General features: G+C 66.3%; 22 protein-coding genes. 17 read left to right on the top strand and 5 right to left on the bottom strand.

Annotated elements, in window-relative coordinates; translation table 11 throughout:
• The first annotated feature begins 77 nt into the window (after positions 1 to 77).
• The 4 genes from leuS (at position 78) to holA (ending at position 7,031) form a co-directional block, all read left to right on the top strand.
• On the top strand, positions 78 to 2,663 hold the full coding sequence (gene leuS, locus QMF22_RS11165; RefSeq protein WP_502846943.1) for a leucine--tRNA ligase: 2,586 nt from the start codon (positions 78 to 80) through the stop codon (positions 2,661 to 2,663).
• A 128-nt stretch (positions 2,664 to 2,791) separates the two neighbouring features.
• Entirely contained in the window at positions 2,792 to 3,508 is a 717-nt protein-coding gene (locus tag QMF22_RS11160; RefSeq protein WP_283453540.1) for a helix-hairpin-helix domain-containing protein, read from the top strand.
• Positions 3,505 to 5,937: a ComEC/Rec2 family competence protein gene (locus QMF22_RS11155; RefSeq protein WP_283453538.1), complete on the top strand. Its 2,433-nt coding sequence runs from the start codon at positions 3,505 to 3,507 to the stop codon at positions 5,935 to 5,937. The genes QMF22_RS11160 and QMF22_RS11155 overlap by 4 nt, the downstream gene beginning before the upstream one ends.
• Positions 5,938 to 5,975: 38 nt before the next feature.
• Complete coding sequence (gene holA / locus QMF22_RS11150; protein WP_502846942.1) at positions 5,976 to 7,031, top strand: DNA polymerase III subunit delta; 1,056 nt, start codon at positions 5,976 to 5,978, stop codon at positions 7,029 to 7,031.
• Between the two features lie 29 nt (positions 7,032 to 7,060).
• On the opposite strand, the gene QMF22_RS11145 is transcribed toward holA, so the two are convergent.
• The 3 genes from QMF22_RS11145 to QMF22_RS11135 all read right to left on the bottom strand — a co-directional run bounded on the left by QMF22_RS11145 (position 7,061) and on the right by QMF22_RS11135 (position 9,220).
• A complete protein-coding gene (locus QMF22_RS11145) occupies positions 7,061 to 7,690 on the bottom strand; it encodes a hypothetical protein (protein ID WP_283453536.1) in 630 nt (209 codons plus the stop codon).
• A gap of 248 nt (positions 7,691 to 7,938) precedes the next feature.
• Entirely contained in the window at positions 7,939 to 8,202 is a 264-nt protein-coding gene (gene rpsT / locus QMF22_RS11140; protein WP_092339797.1) for a 30S ribosomal protein S20, read from the bottom strand.
• A gap of 289 nt (positions 8,203 to 8,491) precedes the next feature.
• On the bottom strand, positions 8,492 to 9,220 hold the full coding sequence (locus QMF22_RS11135; RefSeq protein ID WP_283453530.1) for an alpha/beta fold hydrolase: 729 nt from the start codon (positions 9,218 to 9,220) through the stop codon (positions 8,492 to 8,494).
• Positions 9,221 to 9,335: 115 nt separating this feature from the next.
• Between QMF22_RS11135 and QMF22_RS11130 the strand changes: the two genes are divergently transcribed.
• From QMF22_RS11130 to hemW, 5 genes are all read left to right on the top strand, one after another.
• Positions 9,336 to 10,559: an amidohydrolase gene (locus tag QMF22_RS11130; protein WP_283453528.1), complete on the top strand. Its 1,224-nt coding sequence runs from the start codon at positions 9,336 to 9,338 to the stop codon at positions 10,557 to 10,559.
• An 84-nt stretch (positions 10,560 to 10,643) separates the two neighbouring features.
• Complete coding sequence (locus tag QMF22_RS11125) at positions 10,644 to 11,021, top strand: YciI family protein (RefSeq protein ID WP_283453527.1); 378 nt, start codon at positions 10,644 to 10,646, stop codon at positions 11,019 to 11,021.
• A 132-nt stretch (positions 11,022 to 11,153) separates the two neighbouring features.
• On the top strand, positions 11,154 to 13,004 hold the full coding sequence (gene lepA, locus QMF22_RS11120) for a translation elongation factor 4 (RefSeq protein ID WP_283453525.1): 1,851 nt from the start codon (positions 11,154 to 11,156) through the stop codon (positions 13,002 to 13,004).
• Positions 13,005 to 13,009: 5 nt separating this feature from the next.
• Entirely contained in the window at positions 13,010 to 13,660 is a 651-nt protein-coding gene (locus tag QMF22_RS11115) for a DUF1990 domain-containing protein (protein WP_283453523.1), read from the top strand.
• A 20-nt stretch (positions 13,661 to 13,680) separates the two neighbouring features.
• Positions 13,681 to 14,904 carry a radical SAM family heme chaperone HemW gene (hemW, locus tag QMF22_RS11110; protein WP_283453521.1) on the top strand — a complete coding sequence of 408 codons (1,224 nt, stop codon included), beginning with the start codon at positions 13,681 to 13,683 and terminating at the stop codon, positions 14,902 to 14,904.
• A gap of 22 nt (positions 14,905 to 14,926) precedes the next feature.
• Here the strand turns inward: hemW and QMF22_RS11105 are convergent, their stop codons facing one another.
• Together QMF22_RS11105 and QMF22_RS11100 are read right to left on the bottom strand one after the other, a co-directional pair.
• On the bottom strand, positions 14,927 to 15,313 hold the full coding sequence (locus QMF22_RS11105) for a DUF4870 domain-containing protein (RefSeq protein WP_283453519.1): 387 nt from the start codon (positions 15,311 to 15,313) through the stop codon (positions 14,927 to 14,929).
• Positions 15,314 to 15,404: 91 nt separating this feature from the next.
• Positions 15,405 to 15,887, bottom strand: coding sequence for a DUF4870 domain-containing protein (locus tag QMF22_RS11100; protein ID WP_283453518.1), 483 nt, complete (start codon positions 15,885 to 15,887; stop codon positions 15,405 to 15,407).
• 238 nt (positions 15,888 to 16,125) lie between these two features.
• Between QMF22_RS11100 and hrcA the strand changes: the two genes are divergently transcribed.
• The 8 genes from hrcA (at position 16,126) to era (ending at position 23,199) form a co-directional block, all read left to right on the top strand.
• Entirely contained in the window at positions 16,126 to 17,145 is a 1,020-nt protein-coding gene (gene hrcA / locus QMF22_RS11095) for a heat-inducible transcriptional repressor HrcA (RefSeq protein WP_283453516.1), read from the top strand.
• 66 nt (positions 17,146 to 17,211) lie between these two features.
• On the top strand, positions 17,212 to 18,318 hold the full coding sequence (dnaJ, locus tag QMF22_RS11090; RefSeq protein WP_283453515.1) for a molecular chaperone DnaJ: 1,107 nt from the start codon (positions 17,212 to 17,214) through the stop codon (positions 18,316 to 18,318).
• A 1-nt stretch (position 18,319) separates the two neighbouring features.
• On the top strand, positions 18,320 to 19,060 hold the full coding sequence (locus QMF22_RS11085) for a 16S rRNA (uracil(1498)-N(3))-methyltransferase (protein ID WP_283453514.1): 741 nt from the start codon (positions 18,320 to 18,322) through the stop codon (positions 19,058 to 19,060).
• A gap of 19 nt (positions 19,061 to 19,079) precedes the next feature.
• A complete protein-coding gene (locus QMF22_RS11080) occupies positions 19,080 to 19,457 on the top strand; it encodes an HIT domain-containing protein (RefSeq protein WP_283453513.1) in 378 nt (125 codons plus the stop codon).
• Positions 19,458 to 19,485: 28 nt separating this feature from the next.
• Positions 19,486 to 20,499 (top strand): PhoH family protein, encoded by a 1,014-nt coding sequence (locus QMF22_RS11075; protein WP_283454074.1) that lies wholly within the window; start codon positions 19,486 to 19,488, stop codon positions 20,497 to 20,499.
• Positions 20,496 to 20,960, top strand: coding sequence for an rRNA maturation RNase YbeY (gene ybeY / locus QMF22_RS11070; protein ID WP_283453512.1), 465 nt, complete (start codon positions 20,496 to 20,498; stop codon positions 20,958 to 20,960). The genes QMF22_RS11075 and ybeY overlap by 4 nt, the downstream gene beginning before the upstream one ends.
• Positions 20,960 to 22,285 (top strand): hemolysin family protein, encoded by a 1,326-nt coding sequence (locus QMF22_RS11065; protein WP_283453510.1) that lies wholly within the window; start codon positions 20,960 to 20,962, stop codon positions 22,283 to 22,285. Before ybeY ends, QMF22_RS11065 begins: the two co-directional genes overlap by 1 nt.
• Complete coding sequence (era, locus tag QMF22_RS11060; RefSeq protein WP_283453508.1) at positions 22,282 to 23,199, top strand: GTPase Era; 918 nt, start codon at positions 22,282 to 22,284, stop codon at positions 23,197 to 23,199. The genes QMF22_RS11065 and era overlap by 4 nt, the downstream gene beginning before the upstream one ends.
• Positions 23,200 to 23,477 lie beyond the last annotated feature (278 nt).

Genomic DNA, 23,477 nt, shown 5'->3' with positions numbered 1-23,477 from the left:
GAGGGTGTACACGTGTGCTTTGTCGCGCGTGCGCCCCGCACCAACCATGTTTTATCCCGGCAATGAATGAGAGTCACGTGGCACACGAGCACGAAAGCGTACGCATTGACGCGCGCGATGAGAGCGACGAAGAAGTGTACGACTTCGCGGCGATCCAGGCGAAGTGGCAACCCATCTGGGAAGAGCTTGCCCCGTTCAAGACGAGCGGCGAGGGTGACACTCGCCCGCGCAAGTACGTGCTCGACATGTTCCCGTACCCCTCGGGCGACCTGCACATGGGGCACGCGGAGGTCTACGCACTCGGCGACATCGTCGCCCGCTACTGGCGTCACCAGGGCTTCAACGTGCTGCACCCGATCGGCTGGGACTCCTTCGGTCTGCCCGCCGAGAACGCTGCCATCAAGCGCGGTATCGACCCGCGCGGCTGGACCTACGACAACATCGCGCAGCAGAAAAAGAGCATGAAGCTCTACGCGACCAGCTTCGATTGGGACCGCGAACTGCACACCAGCGACCCTGAATATTACAAGTGGACCCAGTGGCTGTTCCTGCAGCTGTATAAGAAGGGCTTGGCCTACCGCAAGGACAGCTGGGTCAACTGGGACCCGATCGACCAGACCGTGCTCGCCAACGAGCAGGTGCTGGCCGACGGCACGAGCGATCGCAGCGGCGCCGTCGTGGTCAAGAAGAAGCTCACCCAGTGGTATTTCAAGATCACTGACTACGCCGACCGTCTGCTGGATGACCTCAATCAGCTCGAGGGCACCTGGCCGGCCAAGGTGCTCAACATGCAGCGCAACTGGATCGGACGCTCCATCGGAGCGGATGTCGATTTCGCGATCGAAGGGCGCACCGAGCGCGTCACCGTATTCACCACCCGGCCCGACACGCTGTTCGGCGCGACCTTCATGGTCGTCGCCCCGGACAGCGACCTCGCCGCTGAACTCGTTGCCGACGCGACCCCCGAGGTTCAGGAAGGCTTCCAGGAGTACCTCGTGCAGGTACAGCGCAGCACCGAGATCGAACGTCAGGCCACCGACCGGCCGAAGACCGGCGTGTTCCTCGGCCGCTACGCGACCAACCCGGTCAACGGCGAACGCCTGCCCATCTGGGCGGCCGACTACGTGCTCGCCGACTACGGCACCGGCGCGATCATGGCCGTGCCCGCGCACGACCAACGCGACCTCGACTTCGCCCGCGCCTTCGACCTGCCCGTGCGGGTCGTCGTCGATACCAACTCTCCGGCCACCGGAATGATCCCGGTGATCACCCAGGGAATGATCGACGGCACCGAGGAGCTGCCGTCGCTCGATCCGCTCAGCACCGGCATCGCCCTCGCGGGCGAAGGTCGCCTGATCAACTCGGGCCCGCTCAACGGCCTGAGCAAGATCACCGCGATCAAGCGCATCGTCGAGCAGCTCGCCGCCGACGGCATGGGCCGCGCGGCCAAGAACTATCGTCTGCGCGACTGGCTGGTTTCTCGCCAGCGCTACTGGGGCGCACCGATCCCGATCATCCACGGCGCCGATGGCACCGAGATCCCGGTGCCCGACGACCAGCTGCCGGTGCTGCTGCCGCCCGCAGAGGGCCTCGATCTGAAGCCGCGGGGTACCTCGCCGCTCGGCGGGGCCACCGACTGGGTCAACGTACCCAATCCGATCGACGGCACGCCGGCACGCCGCGACGCCGATACGCTGGACACCTTCGTCGACAGTTCCTGGTACTTCCTCCGGTTTCTGAACCCGCAGGACGACACCAAGGCCTTCGACCCGAAAGAGGCCGAGAAGTGGGCGCCGGTCGACCAGTATGTCGGTGGTGTCGAACACGCCATTCTGCACCTGCTGTACGCGCGCTTCATCACGAAGTTTCTGTTCGATGAGGGCTACGTCAGCTTCACCGAGCCGTTCACCGCGCTGCTCAACCAGGGCATGGTCATTCTCGACGGTGCCAAGATGAGCAAGAGCCGCGGCAACCTGGTTTACTTCACCGAGGAAATCGAACGCCACGGCGTCGACGCCGTGCGCCTCACGATGGCCTTCGCCGGCCCGCCGGAAGACGACATCGACTGGTCCGACGTGTCCCCGGTCGGCTCGGCCAAGTTTCTGGCCCGCGCCTGGCGCGTCGCGCGCGACGTCACCAGTGCCCCGGACGTGGAGTGGAAGACCGGCGACCTCACCCTGCGCCGGGTCACCCACCGCTTCCTCTCCGATGCGCCCGGCCTGGTCGAATCGTTCAAGTTCAACGTGGTCGTCGCTCGCCTGATGGAACTGGTCAACGCCACCCGCAAGGTCATCGACACCGGTGCCGGGCCGGCGGATGCGGCCGTGCGCGAAGCCGCCGAGGCCACCGCCATGGCGCTGAACCTTTTCGCCCCCTACGCCGCCGAGGACATGTGGGAGCACCTCGGCTACGAGCCGTGCATCGCCCTCGTGCCGTGGCGCAAGGCCGAGCAGACCCTACTCGTGCAGGAATCGGTCACCGCGGTCGTGCAGGTCGACGGCAAGATGCGCACCCTGCTCGAAGTTTCGCCGAAAATCTCCAGCGAAGACCTCGAGAAAATGGCGCGGGACGCGGCCGCGGTCATCCGCTCGATCGGTGATCGCGAGATCATCAAGGTGATTGTGCGCGTGCCGAAGCTCGTTTCGTTCGTGACGCGCCCCTAACAGCCAAGGGTCCCGACCGATCGGCCGGATCGGTCGGGGCGTCCTCCACAGGGCTGCCCCTGGCCGAGCTGTGCACAGATCGGGTGACCAGCGGCAAGCGGATGCTGTGCTCGGCCTAGCCTGCCAGCATGCAGCCCGACCGTTCATCCCTCGACCTGGAGCGTCTCGCCCCCGCTGCCCGTGGACGCCCCCGCCTGCGGGTCGGCGTCGGTGCGGCCGTCGTGCTGCTGCTGCTCGCCCTCATCGTGGCCGTCATCGTGTCGGCCATCGGCCAGCAGGCCGGTCAGCGCACCGTCGGAACCGGATCGGCGGCGATACCATCGGGTTCGACCTCAACCTTTGAGCCGTTCGATGCGGGTGCGAGTGCGGCGCCGACCGACACCGGCGCTGGCGGGGGCGGCGCCATCATTTTCGTGCACGTCCTCGGAGCGGTGGCCCGTCCCGGACTGTTTCAGCTGCGCGATGGTGCCAGGGTCATGGATGCGATTGCCGCTGCCGGCGGTTTGACCGCCGAGGCTGATCCGGCCGGAGTGAACCTAGCCCGCATCGTCGGTGACGGCGAGCAGTTCTACGTTCCTCGGCAGGGCGAGGTGCCTCCGGCGCTCCCCGCGGCGGGCAGCGGCACCGTTGGCGGCAGTAGCGGCGGCCCAGCGGCCAAGGTGAACCTCAACACAGCCACCGTAGCCGATCTGGATTCGCTGCCCCGCATCGGCCCGACCATGGCGCAGCGCATCATCGACTACCGCACCACAAACGGCCGGTTCACCAGCGTCGACGGTCTGCGTGACGTTACCGGTATTGGTGACAAGACCTTCGAGGCTCTCAAAGACCTCCTCACTGTATGAGCCTCGACCTACGGTTGGTGCTTCCGGCCCTCGCTGTCTGGCTGGCGGCCGGGCTCCTGATCGGAGCTCCCGATCGGGCCGGGGTCGTTGCCGTGACGCTGTGGCTGCTCGCTGGAGGCTGCACCGCCCTACTCGTGCTCAGTCGGATGCCGCGGCGCGGTCGGTGGCAGCCGGCACCGCGGGCTGGGTGGTGGCAGAGGCTGGGAGGCACCCTGGTGCTCTGCTGTGCCGGAGCGGCGCTCGTGGCCACCGCCGTCGGCGTCTGGGCGCCGGCACGATTCCCGTCCGAGGTGCGTGACGCTGCTGAGTCCCACGCAACGGTCACAGCCACCATCACCGTCTGGTCGATTCCCGTTGCGGCGAAGGCGTTCATCGGCAGCGGAACCTCGGGGCGGGTGCGCTTCAAGGCCACCCTCACGCAGCTTGAGAGCCGGGGCGAGACCACTCCCGTCTCGAGCCCGGTCGTGGTGTTCGCCGCAGCGTCCCGGAGCGGGGCCGAACCGGAGATCGGTTCCAGCCTCGCGGTGCGCGGCACGCTGCGCACGACCGAACCGGGCGACGCCACGGTCGCCCTGCTGTTCGTGAACGAAACGGCACGCGGCGTCGCTCCGCCACCGTGGTGGCTGCAGTGGGCCAACGAGTTGCGGGCCCGGTTCAAGACAGCGGCGACGAGCCTCGCCGGCGACGGGGGAGACCTGCTGCCCGGCCTGGCCATCGGCGACACGAGCGCGGTCAGCCCCAGCCTGGACGCCGCGATGAAGACCAGCTCACTCAGTCACCTGACCGCGGTCTCCGGAGCGAATTGTGCGATCGTCATCGCCTCGATCATGCTGCTCGGTGGGCATCTCCGGCTGCGTCGATCCTGGCGAATCGCCCTCTCACTGCTGAGCCTGCTGGGCTTCACCATTCTGGTCACGCCGGAGCCGAGCGTGCTGCGGTCAGCGGTCATGGCTACTCTCACCCTGGTCTCCATCGGTGCCGGTCGCCCAGGGCGCGGCCTGCCTACCCTGCTTGTCGTTGTCATCGCCCTGTTGGTGAGCGATCCGTGGCTGGCCCGCAACTACGGTTTCGCCCTCTCGGTACTCGCAACGGCCGGGCTACTGCTGCTCGCCGGTCCCCTCGCACGCGTTCTGGCCCAGTGGATGCCGACCGCTCTCGCCGCGATCATCGCCATTCCCCTGGCCGCCCAACTGGCCTGCCAGCCCGTTCTCCTATTGCTGAATCCGAGCCTGCCGCTGTACGGAGTTCCTGCGAACATTCTCGCCGGTCCGGCCGCGCCGATCGCCACGGTGGTCGGGCTGATCGCCTGCCTGATGCTGCCGCTCCTTCCGGGCGTGGCCGCGGGCCTGCTCCCCGCGGCCTGGTTGCCGTCCGCCTGGATCGCCGCGGTCGCCCAGACTGTGTCGGCGCTGCCCGGAACCCGGTTGCCCTGGCCTGGCGGTGCACCCGGCGTGCTGTTGCTCGTGGTCGTCACCGTGCTCGCCCTCGTGGTCGTGCTCCGTGGCCGGGCCGCCACCCCGGCCCGCTGGCCGGCCGCGGTGCTGGCCGTTCTGCTCATCGGCCTGGGCGGTTACGCCGGGTCGCTCATCGGAACCGGAATTGGCCGTGTCGCGTCCTTCCCGCCCGACTGGCAGATCGCCGCCTGCGACATCGGCCAGGGTGACGCCGTCGTCGTGCGAGACGGCGATCAGTACGGCCTCGTCGACGTCGGGCCGGACCCGAAACTGCTCTCCGCCTGTCTGGCCACCCTCGGCATCAGCCGCATCAACCTACTCGTGCTCACCCACTACGACCTCGATCACATTGGCGGAGTCGACGCCGTGATCGGACGGGTCGACACCGCGCTGGTCGGCGTGCCCGAGAACGCCCAGGATGCGAGCCTGCACGAGCGACTCGCCGCCGGCGGGGCCACCGTACGACAGACGGCACGCGGCGATTCCGGCACGCTCGGTGGCCTCACCTGGAATATCCTCTGGCCCATCCGGGGAGCGACGACGATGCAGGTGGGCAACCCGGGAAGTGTCACGATCATGTTCGACGGGCGGGGCATCCGTTCCATTTTTCTCGGCGATCTCGGGCAGGAGGCACAGGACGGCCTGCGCCGCGCATCACCGCCCGGCCGGGTCGATGTGGTCAAGGTCGCGCATCACGGCTCGGCCGACCAAAGTTCCGAACTGTATGCGGAGCTGAGGGCGCGGGTCGGGCTGATCTCGGTGGGGGTGAAGAACACCTACGGGCATCCGACCGAGAAACTGCTGAATATTCTCAACTCGGTGGGCACGCTGTCGGTGCGCACCGATCGGGAGGGGATGGCGGTGGTCGCTCCGGGGCCGGGCGGCACACTCGTGCTCTGGACCGAGAAGGTCGCCGACCACGGTCCGCCGGTGATCCCCACGCCGGCTGCCGGCAGCGTCGGTGGTGCGGGATAGGCTTGATCGACAGCAGCACGAAACCCAAGGAGAGCGCTTTGGCCGCACGACCCGCCACGACCGGTTCTCGGTCCGCAAAGGCTGCTCCGGCCCGCACGAGTAAGGGCACCGTCATTCCCCAGTTGGGCTGGCATCAGGTGCGTCCGGCACCGATCGTGCTCGTCTCCGGCACCGAAACGTTCCTCGCCGAGCGGGCCATTCGCCAGTTGCGCGACTTTCTCAAGCTGGAAGACCCCAGCCTGGAAATCAGCGATGTGCTGGCCGACAGCTATGCGCCCGGTGAGCTGCTGACCCTGGCGAGCCCGTCGCTGTTCGGTGAGCCCCGCCTGATTCGGGTCAGCAACGTCGAGAAGTGCAGCGACACTTTTATGGCTGAAGCACTCGATTACCTCGAGAACCCGGCCGACGACACCTATGTCGTGCTGCGGCACGGCGGGGGAGTGCGCGGCAAGAAGCTGCTCGACACCATCCGCAGCGGACTCGGCGGCGGCATCGAAATCGTCTGCGCCGAGCTGAAGAAAGACACCGAGAAGTACGAATTCGCTACCAACGAGTTCAAGGCGGCCGGCAAGCGCGTCACGGCCAGTGCCCTGCGTCAGCTCGTCGCGGCTTTCTCCGACGACCTGGCCGAACTCTCTGCCGCCTGCCAGCAGCTCATCTCAGATGCGACCAGCGAGGTCACCGAGAGCACGGTCGACCGGTACTACGGCGGTCGGGTCGAAACGAACGCCTTCAAGGTCGCCGACTGGGCCATTGCCGGTCGCAACGGCGAGGCGCTGGTCACCCTGCGGCACGCCCTCAGTTCCGGGGCGGATCCAGTACCGATCGTCGCCGCGTTCGCCATGAAGATCCGCACCATGGCCAAGGTATTCGGGGCCAGGGGCGGTTCGGCGCAGCTCGGCGCTCAGTTCGGCCTCGCTCCCTGGCAGGTGGAACGCGCGCAAAAAGACCTGCGCGGCTGGAGCGATGAGGGTCTCGCGCGCTGCATCCTCATGCTGGCCGAAACGGATGCTGCGGTGAAGGGTGCCGGGCGAGACCCGGTCTTCGCCCTCGAACGCCTGATCGGCATCATCGCCCGTCGCGGCGAGCAGTAGCACCTGTTCTCGACTGTGACGCGGCGCAATTAGCGGTCGCCGGCGTCCGCGACCGTGATGGTAGAGCGGTTCAGGTAGAGCCAGACTCCGTGCTGAAAGCTCGGGTTTCCACAGACCCGGCTGGCAACCCACACCGGCAGCAGGGTAGACGAACTGGCCAGATCGGTCGGCTTGGCCAGGGCCTCGAACGAGGACGGCAGGCTCGGGCAGAATTCCAGCTGCACCCGGCCGGTGATCTCGGAGAACTGCACCGAGACCGGTCGCTCGGCCGGCGGTACCAGAATGCGCAGGGTCCCGAGTCCGGCGATCGCCATCACGGCGGCGAGAGCGAATACGGCACCGAATCTCGACAGCGAGCGGATGCGTCGAATCGTTCCCGCCGCCTGGTCGGCGTCCAAATCCGAGCTGATCGAGCGGGCGTTGGCCACCGCTGCCGCAAGGTAGAACGTAATTCCAGTGAGTAGAAGTGCGATCGAGGCCAGGGCGAGGAGCAGCTGGGTGCGGGTAGCGCCGAAAACGTCGTGGCCCGTGTTGAGCGCCAGCCACACGGCAACGGCGAGGGCGGCGGCGCTGAGCAAAGCGGCCAGAAATCGAGCATGCGCGCGTCGATGGGGGCCGCTGCTGTCGGGGATCACACTGACCGGTGGGGTGCTCTTCACCGCGTCAGTCTAGTGGGGTCGCGCGCGCCATCCACCCACCGCCAGCAAGTGCCGCACGAGCGTACGAGCGTACGAGCGTACGAGCGTACGAGCGCGAGCGGTCGCCGGTCGGGTGCGGGGGCAACCAGTCTGGTTCGGTGAACGCAGAAACCCCCGCCGGAGTGGCGGGGGTTTCTGAGCGACGAGGGGCGGCATCCGCTCTGTGCGAGCCGACGCGGTCTCCGACGTGCGGGTGGAGCCAGAACGGATCAGACGAGTGCGGAAACGGCCTTCGCGATGGCCGACTTCTTGTTCGCAGCCTGGTTCTGGTGGATGACACCCTTGCTGACGGCCTTGTCGAGCTTCTTGGAAGCAAAGGCGAGACCGACGACGGCCTTGTCCTTGTCGCCAGCGGCAATCGCGGTGCGAGTCGCGCGGATCGCGGACTTGAACTCGCTCTTGACGGCCTTGTTGCGTTCCTGGGCCTTCTTGTTGGTGCCAATTCGCTTGATCTGCGACTTGATATTTGCCACGTTTTTTACGCTTTCGTTAGTTTTGGTATGGACAGCCGCTGAGCGGGTAGAGGGCGCTCGAACGGCGAAAATCGTGCGGGGTGGGACCCGACACGCAAGCCAACCACTAACGTTAGCAGCAATCGTCCCGACGCCCAAACCGGCTGTGCTCGCGCGAGCGGATGCTGGCACCGCGCCGCCGCGCGCCGCCCACCCCCTGAGCGGATGACCGCTTCCGAAACGGGTGGCCGCTAGGGCGGTTAACCTAGCGGCTGCCCATTGCGGGCGCGGCCAAGCGGATGCCGCAGCCTCAATCAGCCCGAGACACCTGCTCGGCGACCCGCAGCAGGATCGCCGTGAACCGCTCGGGCTGGGCCAGGCTCGACAGGTGCGTCGCCCCCGGCACCACGATGACCTCCCCGTTGCGGCAGGCGGCGAGAAAGCGCCGCTCGTTCAGCCGAAAATGGTCGAACGCTCCATTGACCAGCCAGATCGGCCCCGGATAGGCGGCGAGGCTGGCCAGGGGAGTCAGCGACGAGGTAGCGCGCAGCCCGGAATCCATCACGTCGAGCGCGGCGCCGCCGGCGAGCACATCGCGCGCGCCCGCCGCGGGCAGTAATCGTCGCGCCATGGTTTCGTGCAGCCACAAGCCCCGATCGGGCAGGCGATGGATGGCCCGCGCCAGCACGCGGTATCCCTCGAGCAGCACGCCCTTCGGCACGGCGCTGCACCCCGCAGCGATAAGTCCGGCCACCCGGTCGGGATTTCGAGCGGCATAGGCGACGGCGTAGTACCCGCCGAGCGAGAGGCCCACGAGCAGCACCCGACCGCCGAGGGCGGTCACCCCGTCATCGATGGCGGCGAGCGCGGCCGACACCGTGAAGTGCTCAGCCATCCGCTGCCCATGGCCGGGCAAATCGATCGCGAGCACGGGATACCCGGCTGCCCGCAGCTTCTGCTCTTGATAGCGCCACATCGTGGCCGACGCCCGAATGCCGTGTACGAGTAGAACCGGCACACGGGCCTCGGGAGTTTCCATGGCGTGAGCCTAGCCAGCCCCGGCGACAGTCGGCTGGGCACCGCGGGGCCGCAGGACGCCTGGTGATCCTCGACCGGGCCGCCGGGCTTCTGGGCACCCTGTTTAGGGTAGAACCATGACTACAGCTCCCGCGTCCACCCTGACTGCCATTATCAACGCCCACGTCGTACCGGTTGTCGGCGACCCCATCCCGAACGGCACGGTACTGATCGAGAACGGCACGATCAGCGCGATCGGCGCCGACCTGATCGTTCCGCCCACCGCGAGAATCATCGATGCGACCGGAAAATGGGTGCTTCCCGGCTTTATCGAAGCGCACGGGCACGTCGGTATCCACGAAGAGGCAAACGGATGGGCCGGCAACGACACCAACGAAATGACCGGCCCGAATATGGCCGCGGTTCGCGCCATCGACGCCGTCAACATTGACGATGAGGGTTTTCGCGATGCCCTCTCCGGCGGCGTCACCACGATCGTGGTGAAGCCCGGCTCCGGCAATCCGATCGGCGGCCAGTCGGTCGCGATCAAGAGCTGGGGCGGCCGCACCATTGATGAGCAGGTGATCAGCGACTCGGTGAGCATCAAGAGCGCCCTCGGCGAGAACCCGAAGCGGGTGTACGGCGACCAGAAGAAGACACCGAGCACCCGACTCGGTGTGAGCCTGGTCATTCGCCAGGCCTTCGTCGACGCTCAGAACTACGTGCAGGCGCGCGATGCCGCACTCGAGAAGGGCGACGCCTTCACCCGCGACCTCGGCAAGGAAGCCCTCGGGCGAGTGCTCTCCGGCGAACTGGCGTGGGACCAGCACGTGCACCGCCACGACGACATCGCTACGGCCATCCGTTTGGCCGAGGAATTCGGCTACCGCCTCGTGATCAACCACGGCACGGAGGGCCACAAGATCGCCGACGTGCTCGCCGAGAAGAAGATTCCGGTCATCTTCGGACCGATGCTGACCGCGCGCACCAAAGTGGAACTCCGCGACCGCGCGATCGGCAACCTCGCCGTGCTCGCCGCCGCCGGCGTGCTCGTCGCCATCACGACCGACCACCCCGTCGTTCCGGTGAACTTTCTCGTGCACCAGGCCTCCCTCGCCGTCAAGGAGGGGCTGCCGGTGCAGACCGCGCTCGAGGCGCTCACCGTCAACCCTGCCGTTATCCTCGGGCTCGACGGCCGGGTCGGATCCCTCAGCGTCGGTCTCGACGCCGACGTCGTGATCTGGTCGGGCGACCCGCTCGACCTCGGTTCGCGCGCCGAACTGGTACTCATCGACGGTCTCGAGGTCTACCGCTACAGCGACGGCTTCGGCCAGGTGGTCGAGCGAGCCAACCGCGCTTAAATTTTCCGGAGCAGAAGTGTCGATTCCGGCCTGTCTCGATCGTCAGGTCAGTGTCACTATCAAATGATCAGAAGGGAAACCACCATGCAGTACTCACTGCTCGTCATGAGCAAGGAAGCCGACGATGCCGAGGTCGACGAAGCGGCCATGGAATGGGGTCGCAAGGCCTTTGACGCTTACGCGAAGTCACTCGATGCCGCCGGCGTGCTGATCTCCGCCGATATTCTGCAGCCGGTCTCTGTGGCAACCACCATTTCGGTGCGCGATGGAGACCTAACGGTGCAGGACGGCCCGTTCGCCGACTCCAAGGAACGCCTCAACGGCACCTTCGTGCTCGAGGTGCCCGACCTCGATGCCGCCATCGGGTGGGCCGAAAAGTGCCCGGCCGCCCTCTACGGGGCCGTCGAGATTCGCCCGTCGGCGGTCATCTTCCGTGATGGAGAATGGCAGACGCCCGCCTAAACAGCGGCACCACAACGGATGCCGGGGCGCGGGCCGAGCAGGTGGCCCGCGCCCCGTCGGGGTGCCACCGTTGTTGTTGGTGCCAGCACGCAGGCGGTGCAACCCGGCCGAGCATGGGACAATAGACGAACTATGTCACCGAGAGCCCTTCACGCGCTGGAACCGGCCGCCACGGCCCCCGAGTTCATCCGCAACTTCTGCATCATCGCCCACATCGACCACGGCAAGTCGACGCTCGCCGACCGCATGCTGCAGATCACCGGCGTTGTCGACGAGCGTTCTATGCGTGCTCAGTACCTGGACCGCATGGATATCGAGCGTGAACGCGGCATCACCATCAAGAGCCAGGCCGTGCGCATGCCGTGGGAGCTGGACGGCGTCACCTACGCGCTGAACATGATCGATACTCCCGGGCACGTCGACTTCACCTACGAGGTCTCCCGCAGCCTCGCCGCCTGCGAGGGTGCAATTTTGCTGGTCGACGCGGCCCAGGGCATCGAAGCCCAGACCCTCGCCAACCTCTACCTCGCCCTCGAGAACGACCTCACGATCATTCCGGTGCTCAACAAGATCGACCTGCCGGCCGCCGACCCCGAGAAGTACGCCCGCGAACTCGCGAGCCTCATCGGCGGTCGCCCGGAAGACGTGCTGCGCGTCTCCGGCAAGACCGGCGCCGGTGTCGAGGAGCTGCTCGACCTCGCCACGACGATGATTCCGGCGCCGAAAGGCAACCCCGATGCCGCCGCCCGCGCGATGATCTTCGACTCGGTCTACGACAGCTACCGCGGCGTCGTCACCTACGTGCGCATGATCGACGGGCATCTGAAGGCCCACGAAAAAATTCAGATGATGTCGACCAAGGCGACCCACGAGATCCTCGAGATCGGCGTCATCTCGCCGGAACCGGTGGAGAGCAAGGGCCTGCGCGTCGGCGAGGTCGGCTACCTGATCACCGGCGTGAAAGACGTGCGTCAGTCCAAGGTCGGCGACACCATCACGACCGCCGTGCGGCCGGCCACCGATGCCCTGCCCGGCTATGACGAACCGCAGCCCATGGTGTTCTCCGGCCTCTACCCCATAGACGGCAGCGATTACCCGGCGCTGCGCGAAGCGCTGGACAAGCTCAAGCTGAGCGACGCGAGTCTCGGGTACGAGCCGGAGACATCCGTTGCCCTGGGTTTTGGTTTTCGCTGCGGCTTTCTCGGCCTGCTGCACCTCGAGATCATCACCGAACGCCTCGAACGCGAGTTCAACATCGACCTGATCACGACCGCGCCGAGCGTGCCCTACGAGGTCACCACCGACGACAAGCGCACCGTCACCGTGACCAACCCGAGTGAGTATCCGACCGGCAAGATCGCCAAGGTGCTGGAACCCATGGTCAAGGCGGCGATCCTCGCGCCGAAAGACTACGTCGGCGTCATCATGGAACTCTGCCAGAGCCGCCGCGGCACCCTGCTCGGCATGGAATACCTCGGCGAAGACCGCGTTGAGATTCGCTACTCGATGCCGCTCGGTGAGATCGTGTTCGACTTCTTCGATATGCTCAAGGGCCGCACCGCCGGCTACGCGTCGCTCGACTACGAACCGTCCGGCGAGCAGGAAGCCGACCTGGTCAAGGTCGACATCCTGCTGCAGGGCGAGCAGGTCGATGCGTTCAGCGCCATCGTGCACCGGGACAAGGCCTACGCCTACGGCGCTCTCATGACCGGTCGCCTGCGCAAACTGATTCCGCGCCAGCAGTTCGAGGTCCCCATCCAGGCCGCGATCGGCGCCCACATCATCGCCCGCGAAAGCATCTCGGCGATGCGCAAAGACGTGCTCGCCAAGTGCTACGGCGGTGACATTTCGCGCAAGCGCAAGCTGCTCGAGAAGCAGAAAGAGGGCAAGAAGCGTATGAAGATGGTCGGCCGGGTCGAAGTGCCCCAGGAAGCCTTCATCGCCGCTCTGAGCGGCGACATCGAGACCAAAGACAAGAAGTAGAGCGGATGCGCAGGGCCACCTTCACCGACGCCGCCGTCAGCTACGCTGCCATCGGCGGCACGCTCGCGCCCGACCTGATGAGCTATCCGCCGAAGGGCTACCGGCCGATGGAGCAGAGCGTCAAGCTCGGAAGCTCCCAGGAACGGTTCGAGGCCGCCACCAAGCTGCTGATGACTTGGGGAATCCAGCGCGGCAGCGGCATGGACGTGACCGACCTCGAAAACGGTACCGGCGTGCAGTACACGCCGGTGACCTTCGGGCCCGACGGCGCCCCGGCGGCCGGCCAGCAGCATCCGGTCAACGAGGCGACCTTCGCTGAGGACGGCACACCGTACATCGCCAATGGCATGACGGCGACCCTGAAAATGAAGGTCGGGCCGATCGCGGTGACCGCGCCGGTGCGGGTCGTCTACGTGATCGACGAGGCCGCCCGCATCGGCTTCGCCTACGGCACCATGGCCGGTCACCCGGAAAGCGGCGAGGAATCCTTCATCGTCGAACACCGCGACGACGACTCGGTCTGGCTGACTATCCGCTCGTTCTCGCGCCCGAGCACCTGGTATTACCGGCTGGCCTGGCCGGTGCTGCGCTTTCAGCAGGCCAAATTCACCCGGCTCTACCTGCGGGCTTTGCACCCCGTGGGCGCCATCAAATAGAACGTACTGGAGCACCACCCATGGCCGGACCCCACCCCGTCGGCGAACCCGCACCCGACGACGGCCTCCTTCCCGCGTCGGCCGCAGTCAACGCGACACGGCGCGATTTCGGCGTCTACCTGCACGTTCCGTTCTGCCGGGTGCGCTGCGGCTACTGCGACTTCAACACCTACACCGCGACCGAACTGCGCGGCGTCAAGCAGAGCGACTACGCCAGCCAGGCCGTGCTCGAGGTGCAGGCCGCCGGCCGCATCCTGACCGAGTCCGGCGTGCCGGACCGCCCGGTGGCGACGGTGTTCTTCGGGGGAGGCACGCCGACGCTGCTGCCGGTGACCGACCTCGGGAAAATGCTCGCAGCCGTGCGCGACCAGTGGGGCCTGAAGGACGGCGCCGAGGTCACCACCGAAGCCAACCCCGATTCGGTTGACGCGGCCTACCTCCAGGCTCTCGCCGATGCCGGATTCACCAGGGTGTCCTTCGGCATGCAGTCCGCGGTGCCGCACGTGCTCGCGACGCTCGAACGCACCCATGATCCAGAGCGGGTGCCGCTCGTCGTCGAGTGGGCCCGGGCCGCCGGGCTCGATGTGAGCCTTGACCTCATCTACGGCACGCCGGGGGAATCGCTCGCCGACTGGCGCGCCAGCCTGGAGCAGGCGCTCAGCCTGCACCCCGACCATCTCAGCGCGTATTCGCTCATCGTCGAAGACGGCACCAAGCTGGCTCGGCAGATTCGGCGCGGCGAGATCGCCCCGACCGACGACGACCAGCAGGCCGACTTTTACGAACTGGCCGACGAGCTGCTCGCGGCCGCTGGGTATGACTGGTACGAGGTCAGCAACTGGGCCACGAGCGACGCGCACCGCTCCCGCCACAACCTGGCCTACTGGACCGGCCAGGACTGGTGGGGCGTCGGCCCCGGCGCGCACAGCCATGTCGGCGGGGTGCGCTGGTGGAACGTCAAGCATCCGGCCGCCTATTCCGAACGGATGCTCGGCGGCCTGTCCCCGGCGGCGGGTCGCGAAACGCTCGACGCGCCCACCCGTGAGCTCGAACGCATCCTCCTGCAGAGTCGAATCCGCACCGGTATCCCGGTCGCCTCGCTCTCGGCGGACGGACGCCGCGAAGTGGCCAGCCTCATCGCGGACGAGCTCATCAACGCCAAAGCCGCCCTTGCCGGGACCATTGAACTGACCCTGCGCGGACGGCTGCTGGCGGACGCCGTGGTGCGGCGGCTGAGCGACTAGAGCTGAGCGACTAAAGCGGGGCTTAGCTGACGAACTTGATCGTGAGCGGGTAGGTATAACCCTGTCCACGGTTCGCGGCCAGCGCCGCCAGAATCATGAACACGACGGCCACGATCGCTAGCGGTATGTAGAGAATGCCGCCGATGCCGATCGTGACGATCGTGATCGGAATGAGTACCGCAGCGTAAATCAAGAGGGAAATCTGAAAGTTCAGGGCGGTCGCGGTGTGCGCGCGGATGAACGGGCCGCGATCTCGCAGCACGAGGTAGCCGATGAGGGCCGGCACGAAACCCAGGGCTGCCGCGCTGAAGATAATCCCACCGACGTGGATGAGCGTCGCCCACAACTTCTCGTCCGCGGGGCGCATCGGGGTGGCGGGGGTGGACTGGTACGGATTCTGCTCAGACATGAGGGCCTCTCGCTGTACGGCCGGTCACTGGCACGGCGGTGCCAGTGACTTCCAGACTAATCGCCCCGCCGCCGGCCTGAGCCAGGAGACGCTACTTGATCAGGCGTAGCGCAAACGGGTACCGGTAGTTCTTTCCGTCCTTGGCCTGCACAAACCCCATGATCGAGAAGACCACCCCGGCCAGCCAGACGATCCAGCCCAAGAAGACGAGCAGTCCACCGATTCCGAACGTGACCAGGGCGAGGAACGTTGAGACGACGGTGATAGCGACATAGGCGATCAGCAGGGTGATCTGAAAGTTCAGCGCCTCCTTCGCCTCGGTGTTGGTGAAGCGCCCCCGGTCCTTGAAGATCAGCCAGATGATCAGGGACGGGAGAAAGCTCAGGATGCCGCCGAGGTGTGCCAGCGAGGCCCACTGTCGATCGTCGGCCTCCGAGAGCGGGGCAGCCACGACCGGCGTGGAATAGGGACTTGCACCGGGCTGACTGTTCGGCGGTTGGCCATATTGCGGCTGGCCGACGTTGGGCTCACGGTAGTTCGAATCACCGGGAGGTTGCGCCTGTGGATCGCTCATCATCGTGCCTTTCGCTCAAAGAGGTGGGAGCGTATAGCGGTAATTAAACGCTCACTTCGAGGTACTGGCAATGGCTGTACTCAGGCGGAACCCGGCCGGTCGCGATAGGATTAGCAGTCAGTGGATGCGAGTGCCAACGACGCGCCGGCAAACCTGCTTTCTGGCGCGCCCACCGGCGTGAGGCTGGCGACATCCGCTGGGCTGATCGACAACTTCAAGAATCAGGAAGGCGGGCGACATGGTTTCCGACCGTGGCCTCGATGTTCTGCGCGTGATCGTGCAGGACTACGTGGCTTCCCGCGAACCCGTCGGCTCCAAATCCATCGTGGACCGGCACTCCTTCGGCGTCTCCGCCGCTACCATTCGCAACGACATGGCCCTGCTCGAAGAAGAAGAGCTGATCGCGGCGCCGCACACCTCCTCCGGACGCATTCCCACCGACAAGGGCTACCGCGTTTTCGTCGACCACCTCGCCGACCTGCGTCCGCTCACCTCGGCCCAGCGTCAGGCCATCGAAACGTTCCTCGGCCACTCCGCCGATCTCGACGAGGTGCTCGTGCGCAGTGTTCGGCTGCTCTCGCAGCTCACCCATCAGGTCGCGCTCGTGCAGTACCCCTCGCTGTCGCGTGCCAAGGTTCGCCACATCGAGTTCGTGCCGCTGACCGAGACCCGAATCCTGTCGGTGCTGATCACCGATTCCGGCGGGGTGGAACAGCGCGTGATCGACCTGCCGTGTGCGCTCGACGAGCCGACGCTCGGCGAGGTGCGCGCCCGTCTCAATGTCGCCGTGGTCGGGCTCGGCATGGCCGAGGCATCCGCTGCCCTCGCCGCGAGCGTCTGGCCGGGGTCACCAGCTTTGCAGCCGATCGTCGACCTCATCACCAGTACCCTCTCCGACCAGGTCGGTTCCAACCGGCAGGACAAGCTGGTCATGGCCGGTGCGGCGAACCTGGTGCGCACCGAAGAGGACTTCTCCGGCAGTATTTATCCGGTGCTCGAAGCTATCGAAGAGCAGGTGGTGCTGTTGCGCCTGTTCGGCGAGATGGAGACCGACCAGCACGGCGTGTCGGTGAGCATCGGCCGCGAGAATGCGGCTTTCGGCCTGCCGGAGGCGAGCGTGCTGACCAGTGGCTATACGGCCAACGGCAACCTGGCCCGCCTCGGCGTGCTCGGGCCGACCCGCATGGACTATTCCAATAATATGGCGGCTGTGCGCGCCGTCGCCCGTTACCTCTCTCGCCTGCTCGGCGAGACCTAAAGCTCGGGCCGCCCGGCGGCCTCTTCATCATTTCGAACAACCATCACAACTCAAGGAGAGCCACCTTTGGCTGACCACTACGAAGCGTTGGGCGTCGACCGCGACGCGACCACCGATCAAATCAAGAAGGCGTACCGTCGTCTGGCCCGCGAACTGCACCCCGACGTGAACCCCGGCGCCGAGGCGTCGGAACGGTTCAAGAGCATCACGCACGCCTACGACGTGCTGAGTGACGCGAATCAGCGCCAGAAGTACGACCAGGGCGGCGGCCAGAACGGCGGCTTCGACGGTCAGAACTTCGGCAACTTCGGTGATATTTTCGAGACCTTCTTCGGCGGGGGAGGCGGCAGCAGCCGCGGACCGCGCTCCCGCCGCGAACGCGGTCAGGACGCTCTCATTCGGGTCGAGCTCGACCTCGACGAGGTCATCTTCGGCACGCACCGCGATCTCGACGTCGACACCGCGATTGTCTGCGACACCTGCAAGGGCTCATGCTGCGCGCCCGGCACGTCACCGATCACCTGCGATATCTGCCACGGCACCGGGAGTATCCAGCGCGCCGTGCGCTCCCTGCTCGGCAACGTGATGACGTCGAGCCCGTGTGGATCCTGCCGTGGCTACGGCACCATTATCGCCACACCCTGCATGACCTGTTCCGGCCAGGGCCGCGTGCGCGCCCGCCGCACGGTTCCGGTCGATATCCCGGCCGGCGTCGACACGGGCCTCCGCCTCCAGATGCCCGGAAGCGGCGAGGCCGGCCCGGCCGCCGGCCCGAACGGCGACCTCTACCTCGAGATGAAGGTGCGCCACCACGACGTGTTCAGCCGTGACGGTGACGACCTGATGTGCTCGCTCGACGTGCCGATGACCAGTGCCATTCTCGGTACGAGCGTCACCGTGAAGGCCCTCGACGGTGACATCGAGGTGGAGATTCGTGCAGGTTCGCAAAGCTCAGAGGTACTCACGATCAAGGACCGCGGCATCACCAAGCTGCGCGGCAGCGGTCGTGGCGACCTCAAGATCGGCATCCACGTACTCACGCCGACCAAGCTCGACCACAAGGAACGCGACCTGATTGAACAGTTCGCCGCCCGGTATGCGGCCCCCGCGCCCACCCTGAGCCAGTACCAGCAGGGTTTGTTCGCCAAGCTGCGCGACCGGTTCCTCGGCTAAGGTGGCACATTTCTACCTGCAGGAAACGCTCCGGGCGGCGCAGTGTCGCCCGGGGCAGGTTGTTTCTGTCGACGGCGCCGAAGCCCGGCACGCGGTCACGGTCAGCCGGGTTCGCCCCGGGGACCGGCTCCGCCTGGGTAATGGAGCCGGGTTGCTGCTCGAGGGAACGGTGCTGACGGCGGAGGCCGCGGTGTTGACCCTGCGCGTCGACGAGGCGAGCGAGACGGCGGCGGCGACGCCGCGCATCCGCTTGGTTCAGGCCCTGGCCAAGGGCGACCGCGACGAACTCGCCATTCAGGCCGCCACCGAACTCGGCGTCGACGGCGTTATTCCGTGGGCCGCCGCGCGCTCCATCACCAAATGGGACGGCCCGAAGGTCGCCAAGGGCCACGAACGCTGGACCAGCATCGTGCGTGAGGCCAGCAAACAATCCATTCGGGCCTGGCTGCCCGATGTCGCGCCGCTCGCCAGCACCAAGCAGCTGGCCGTGCTGGCCGCCACGACACGGATGCTGCTGCTCGACCCGACCGCGACCGGTCGCCTCACCGAGGTGGCACCGCCCACCGACGACCGCGATATTATGCTCGTGGTCGGCCCCGAGGGCGGGATCTCCCCGGCCGAACTGCTCCTGCTGGAGCAGGCCGGCGCCACCCCGGTACGCCTCGGCGACACCGTGCTGCGCACGTCGACCGCAGGGCCGGCCGCTCTCGCAATCCTCAACGCGACGCTCGGTCGCTGGTAGCGCCGCTTAAGATAGAAGCATGTCTCCTTCCGGTTCCCAGCCGTCCATTTTCAGCCGCATCATCGCGCGTGAGATTCCGGCGACGATCGTCGCCGAGACCGAGCACATCATCGCGTTCCTCGATATTGCGCCGAAAGCCCCGGTGCATGTCGTCGTCACCACCAAAGACCCGCAGTACCAGAACGTGGTCGAGCTCGCCGCCGGCAACCCGGCGCTGCTCGCCGAACTCGTGGCCGTGGCCGAGCAGATCGCAGCGGAGCGCACCCACGGGCAGTTCCGTCTCGTCTTCAACACCGGAGCGGCCGCCGGCCAGTCCGTCTTCCACGTGCACGCTCACGTCATGGGCAGCCCGGAACTGACCGACCAGCTGGGGGAGGACTCGCTTGGCACACTCTGAATTGCGCTTCACCGTCGATGGCGTCGCCATGGTGCGCCTGCTCGGCCCTGAAGACCGCTACCTGAGCACCATCGAGGCCGAGTACCCCAACGTTGACGTGCACGTGCGCGGCAACGACGTCACCCTGGGCGGCTCGGCCGATGATGTTGAAGCCGTGCGCCGCCTGATCGAGGAACTGCAACGTGCCCTTCGCGCCGGCCACGACCTCGGCGAGACCGAGGTCGCCACCTCGGCACGGATGCTCGCCGCCGACAGTTCCGTGAGCCCTTCCGCCCAGCTCGGCGCCCCAATCCTCACGGCGCGCAACAAGAGCATTCGGGCCAAATCGATCGGTCAGAAGGATTACGTCGACGCGATCGACGAGAACACCATCGTGTTCGGTATCGGCCCGGCCGGCACCGGCAAAACCTACCTCGCCATGGCGAAGGCGGTGCGCGCCCTGCAAAACAAGGAGGTCGAGCGCATCATTTTGACCCGGCCGGCCGTCGAGGCCGGCGAACGACTGGGCTTTCTGCCCGGTACCCTGACCGACAAGATCGACCCGTACCTGCGTCCGCTCTACGACGCGCTCGGTGAAATGCTCGACCCGGAACTCATCCCGAAGCTGCTCGCTGCCGGAACCATCGAGGTCGCACCGCTCGCCTATATGCGCGGGCGTACCCTCAACGCGAGCTTCGTCGTGCTCGACGAAGCCCAGAACACCACGCCGGAGCAGATGAAGATGTTCCTGACCCGGCTCGGCTTCGGCTCGAAGATGGTCATCACCGGTGACGTCACCCAGGTCGACCTGCCGGCCGGCACCAGCGGCCTCAAACTGGTCACCCGCGTGCTCGACGGGGTCGACGACATCCACTTTGCCTATTTGAGCAGCGCCGACGTGGTGCGACACTCGCTCGTCGGCCGCATCGTCGACGCCTACACGGAGTACGACGAGAAGAAGCAGGCCCTCCGCCAGGAGAGCGCCGAAGCGCGCGAATTTGTCAACCGCGGCCCCCAGCGCGCGAGCGTCGCCGGTCGCAACCCGAAACGGAGTTCCAGTTGAGCATCGAAATCAACAACGAGTCGGCTATCCCGGTCGATGAGGCAGCCATCCAGCGCCTCGCTGCCTTCGCGCTCGACACCATGCACGTGCACGCCGACGCGGAACTCGCCATCGTGCTCGTCGATGAGGGCGCCATGGAACAACTGCACGTGCAGTGGATGGACGAGCCCGGCCCCACCGACGTGCTGAGCTTTCCGATGGACGAACTCCGCCCCGGCACCGAGGAACAGGAAACCCCGCCCGGTCTGCTGGGCGATATCGTGCTCTGCCCGCAGGTCGCCAAGGAACAGGCGGAAACCGCCGGCCACAGCACCCTCGACGAGCTGCTGCTGCTGACTACCCACGGCGTGCTGCACCTGCTCGGTTTCGACCACGCCGAACCCGATGAAGAAAAGGAAATGTTCGGCATTCAGCGCGACATTCTCATCGGCTTCGCCATGCAGGAACGACAACGCCCCTGATGCTCATCGTGTGGTTTATTTATGCGGCGGTCATCCTGGTGGTTTTCGCCGGGCTCATGGCCGCCGTTGATGCCGCGATCACGACCCAGTCCCGGGCCGATATCGCGAGCCTGGTGCCCAATCATCGCGCCAAACGGTCGCTCCAGGCCATCGCCGACGACACCGGCGCGCACCTGAACGCGATCAACTTCATCCGGATCACCGCTGAGACCACCGCCGCCGTGCTGGTGACGCTGGTCTTTGCAACTACGATCAATGCCCTCTGGCTGGCTCTCCTACTGTCCGCGCTCATCATGACCTCGGTCTCGTTCGTGTTGGTCGGGGCGAGCCCGCGCAGCGTGGGCCGCGCGCATCCGGTTAATTTACTGACCGCGACCGCGCTGCTCGTTCACGTCGCCCGCGTGCTCCTCGGACCGATTGCCAACGCTCTGGTAGCCCTCGGCAACCGGGTCACACCCGGGCGTACCAAACTCGCCACCTTCACCTCAGAAGACCAGCTGCTCAGCATGGTCGACGAGGCGACCGAGCTCGACGTGATCGAGGAAGACGACCGCGCGCTCATCCACTCCATCTTCGAATTCAGCGAGACGGTCGTGCGCGAGGTGATGATTCCGCGCACCGACATGATCACCATCGACGCCGACGCCACCATCGACGCGGCCATGGGCCTGTTCCTCCGCACCGGAACCTCACGGGTGCCCGTGCTGGACGGCGAGGTCGACGACGTTGCCGGCATCCTGTACCTGCGTGACGTGGCACGGCTGGTATTCGAGCGGCCGATCAACGCGCTGCAGCTCACCGTGGCCGACCTGGCCAGGCCGGCCGTGTTCGTGCCGGAGTCGAAGAAGGCTGACGACATGCTGCGCCAGATGCAGCTGGAGTCCAACCACCTGGCCATGGTCGTCGACGAGTACGGCGGAATTGCCGGCCTGGTGACCCTCGAAGACCTGATCGAGGAGCTTGTCGGCGACATCTCCGACGAATACGACCGTGACGTGGTCGAGGTCGAAGACCTCGGTGACGGCCATTTTCGGGTGAGCGCCCGGCTGCCGGTCGACGAACTGGGAGAGCTGTTCGACCTGGAACTCGACGACGACGACGTCGACTCGGTGGGAGGCCTGCTGGCCAAAGCCCTCGGGCGCCTTCCCGTGGCCGGATCGGTCGCGTCGGTCAGTGGACTCAACCTCACCGCCGAACGCACCGAAGGCCGGCGCAAACGCATCAGCACCGTGCTGGTGGAACGCGATGAAGCTTTGATTGATGCGCAGACCGCATTCCTCACGGTAACGAACACAGTGTCTGATGATGAAGGAGAACGGTCATGAGCGAAGCAACACCGGCACACCCCGCCGATTACCGAGCAGGATTCGTCTCGTTTGTGGGACGCCCGAACGTGGGCAAGTCCACCCTGACGAACGCGCTGGTGGGGGAGAAGGTCGCGATCACGTCGTCGAAGCCGCAAACTACCCGCCGGGCCATCCGCGGCATCGTGCACCAGAAGAACGGCCAGCTCATTTTGGTCGATACCCCCGGAATCCACCGCCCGCGCACCCTTCTCGGCGAGCGCCTCAACAGCCTGGTCACCGCGACCCTGGCCGGCGTCGACGTGATCGGTCTGTGCATCCCGGCCAACGAGCCCATCGGCCCGGGCGATAAGTTCATCAACGAACAACTGGATGCCTTCCCGCGCGCCAAGAAGGTCGCCATCGTCACGAAGATTGATGCGTCCTCCAAGACCAACGTCGCCAACCAGCTGCTCGCCGTTTCACAGTTGCGGGACTGGGAGGCGATCGTGCCGATCTCCTCGACCAGCCGGATCCAGCTGGACACCCTCGCCACCGAGCTGCTGCGTCTGCTGCCACACGCGGATGCCCCCCTCTACCCGGCCGATACCGTCACCGACGAGACCCTCGAGTCGCGCATCTCTGAATTCATCCGCGAGGCTGCCCTCGAGGGCGTCACCGACGAGCTGCCGCACTCCATCGCCGTCACCATCGACGACATCATCGAGCGCGACGACCAGGAACTGGTCGAGATCTACGCCAACCTGTTCGTCGAGCGTGACAGCCAGAAGGGCATCATCATTGGCAAGTCGGGCAGCCGGCTCAAGGATGTCGGCACCCGCGCCCGCAAGCAGATCGAACCGCTCGTCGGCAAGCGCGTGTTCCTGTCCCTGCGGGTGAAAATCGCCAAGGAATGGCAGCGCGACCCGAAGCAGCTCGGCCGCCTCGGCTTCTAACGGCGCTGGTTTCTGTAGTCGTCCTGCCGGCGGCCCGGTAGCGGGTCGTCCCGACCGCACCGGTCCAGCTTCGCTGGTCGAGGCGCGAGGAACCAGCCGTCACCACGCTGGTCGAGGCGCGGGGAACGAGGGATCGAGGCCGCAACCCCCAGACGCGGCTGGCAGTGGCACCAGCTGCAGGGCACCAGCCAACGCGAAAGGTCAGTTTCGGTAGTCGTCGTTGGGGGTAGCCCGGTCGCGGGTTGTTCCCGGTACAGAAGGATCTTCAACTGCCTGTT

It is taken from the genome of Cryobacterium sp. PH31-L1 (assembly GCF_030063145.1).
In the GTDB taxonomy this organism is placed as follows: Bacteria; Actinomycetota; Actinomycetes; order Actinomycetales; family Microbacteriaceae; genus Cryobacterium.
The sequence above is the reverse complement of the archived record's forward strand: the minus strand, read 5'-3'. Positions and strand labels throughout refer to the sequence as shown.

Bases quoted from the DNA above. Each gene is read 5' to 3' on its own strand.
- QMF22_RS11135 (WP_283453530.1), bottom strand. From the start codon at position 9,220: ATGGAAACTCCCGAGGCCCGTGTGCCGGTTCTACTCGTACACGGCATT.
- hemW (WP_283453521.1), top strand. From the start codon at position 13,681: ATGGCCGGACCCCACCCCGTCGGCGAACCCGCACCCGACGACGGCCTC.
- QMF22_RS11155 (WP_283453538.1), top strand. From the start codon at position 3,505: ATGAGCCTCGACCTACGGTTGGTGCTTCCGGCCCTCGCTGTCTGGCTG.
- QMF22_RS11080 (WP_283453513.1), top strand. From the start codon at position 19,080: ATGTCTCCTTCCGGTTCCCAGCCGTCCATTTTCAGCCGCATCATCGCG.
- QMF22_RS11065 (WP_283453510.1), top strand. From the start codon at position 20,960: ATGCTCATCGTGTGGTTTATTTATGCGGCGGTCATCCTGGTGGTTTTC.
- QMF22_RS11075 (WP_283454074.1), top strand. From the start codon at position 19,486: ATGGTGCGCCTGCTCGGCCCTGAAGACCGCTACCTGAGCACCATCGAG.
- QMF22_RS11130 (WP_283453528.1), top strand. From the start codon at position 9,336: ATGACTACAGCTCCCGCGTCCACCCTGACTGCCATTATCAACGCCCAC.
- QMF22_RS11125 (WP_283453527.1), top strand. From the start codon at position 10,644: ATGCAGTACTCACTGCTCGTCATGAGCAAGGAAGCCGACGATGCCGAG.
- QMF22_RS11115 (WP_283453523.1), top strand. From the start codon at position 13,010: ATGCGCAGGGCCACCTTCACCGACGCCGCCGTCAGCTACGCTGCCATC.
- QMF22_RS11160 (WP_283453540.1), top strand. From the start codon at position 2,792: ATGCAGCCCGACCGTTCATCCCTCGACCTGGAGCGTCTCGCCCCCGCT.
- QMF22_RS11100 (WP_283453518.1), bottom strand. From the start codon at position 15,887: ATGAGCGATCCACAGGCGCAACCTCCCGGTGATTCGAACTACCGTGAG.
- hrcA (WP_283453516.1), top strand. From the start codon at position 16,126: ATGGTTTCCGACCGTGGCCTCGATGTTCTGCGCGTGATCGTGCAGGAC.
- QMF22_RS11105 (WP_283453519.1), bottom strand. From the start codon at position 15,313: ATGTCTGAGCAGAATCCGTACCAGTCCACCCCCGCCACCCCGATGCGC.
- lepA (WP_283453525.1), top strand. From the start codon at position 11,154: ATGTCACCGAGAGCCCTTCACGCGCTGGAACCGGCCGCCACGGCCCCC.
- era (WP_283453508.1), top strand. From the start codon at position 22,282: ATGAGCGAAGCAACACCGGCACACCCCGCCGATTACCGAGCAGGATTC.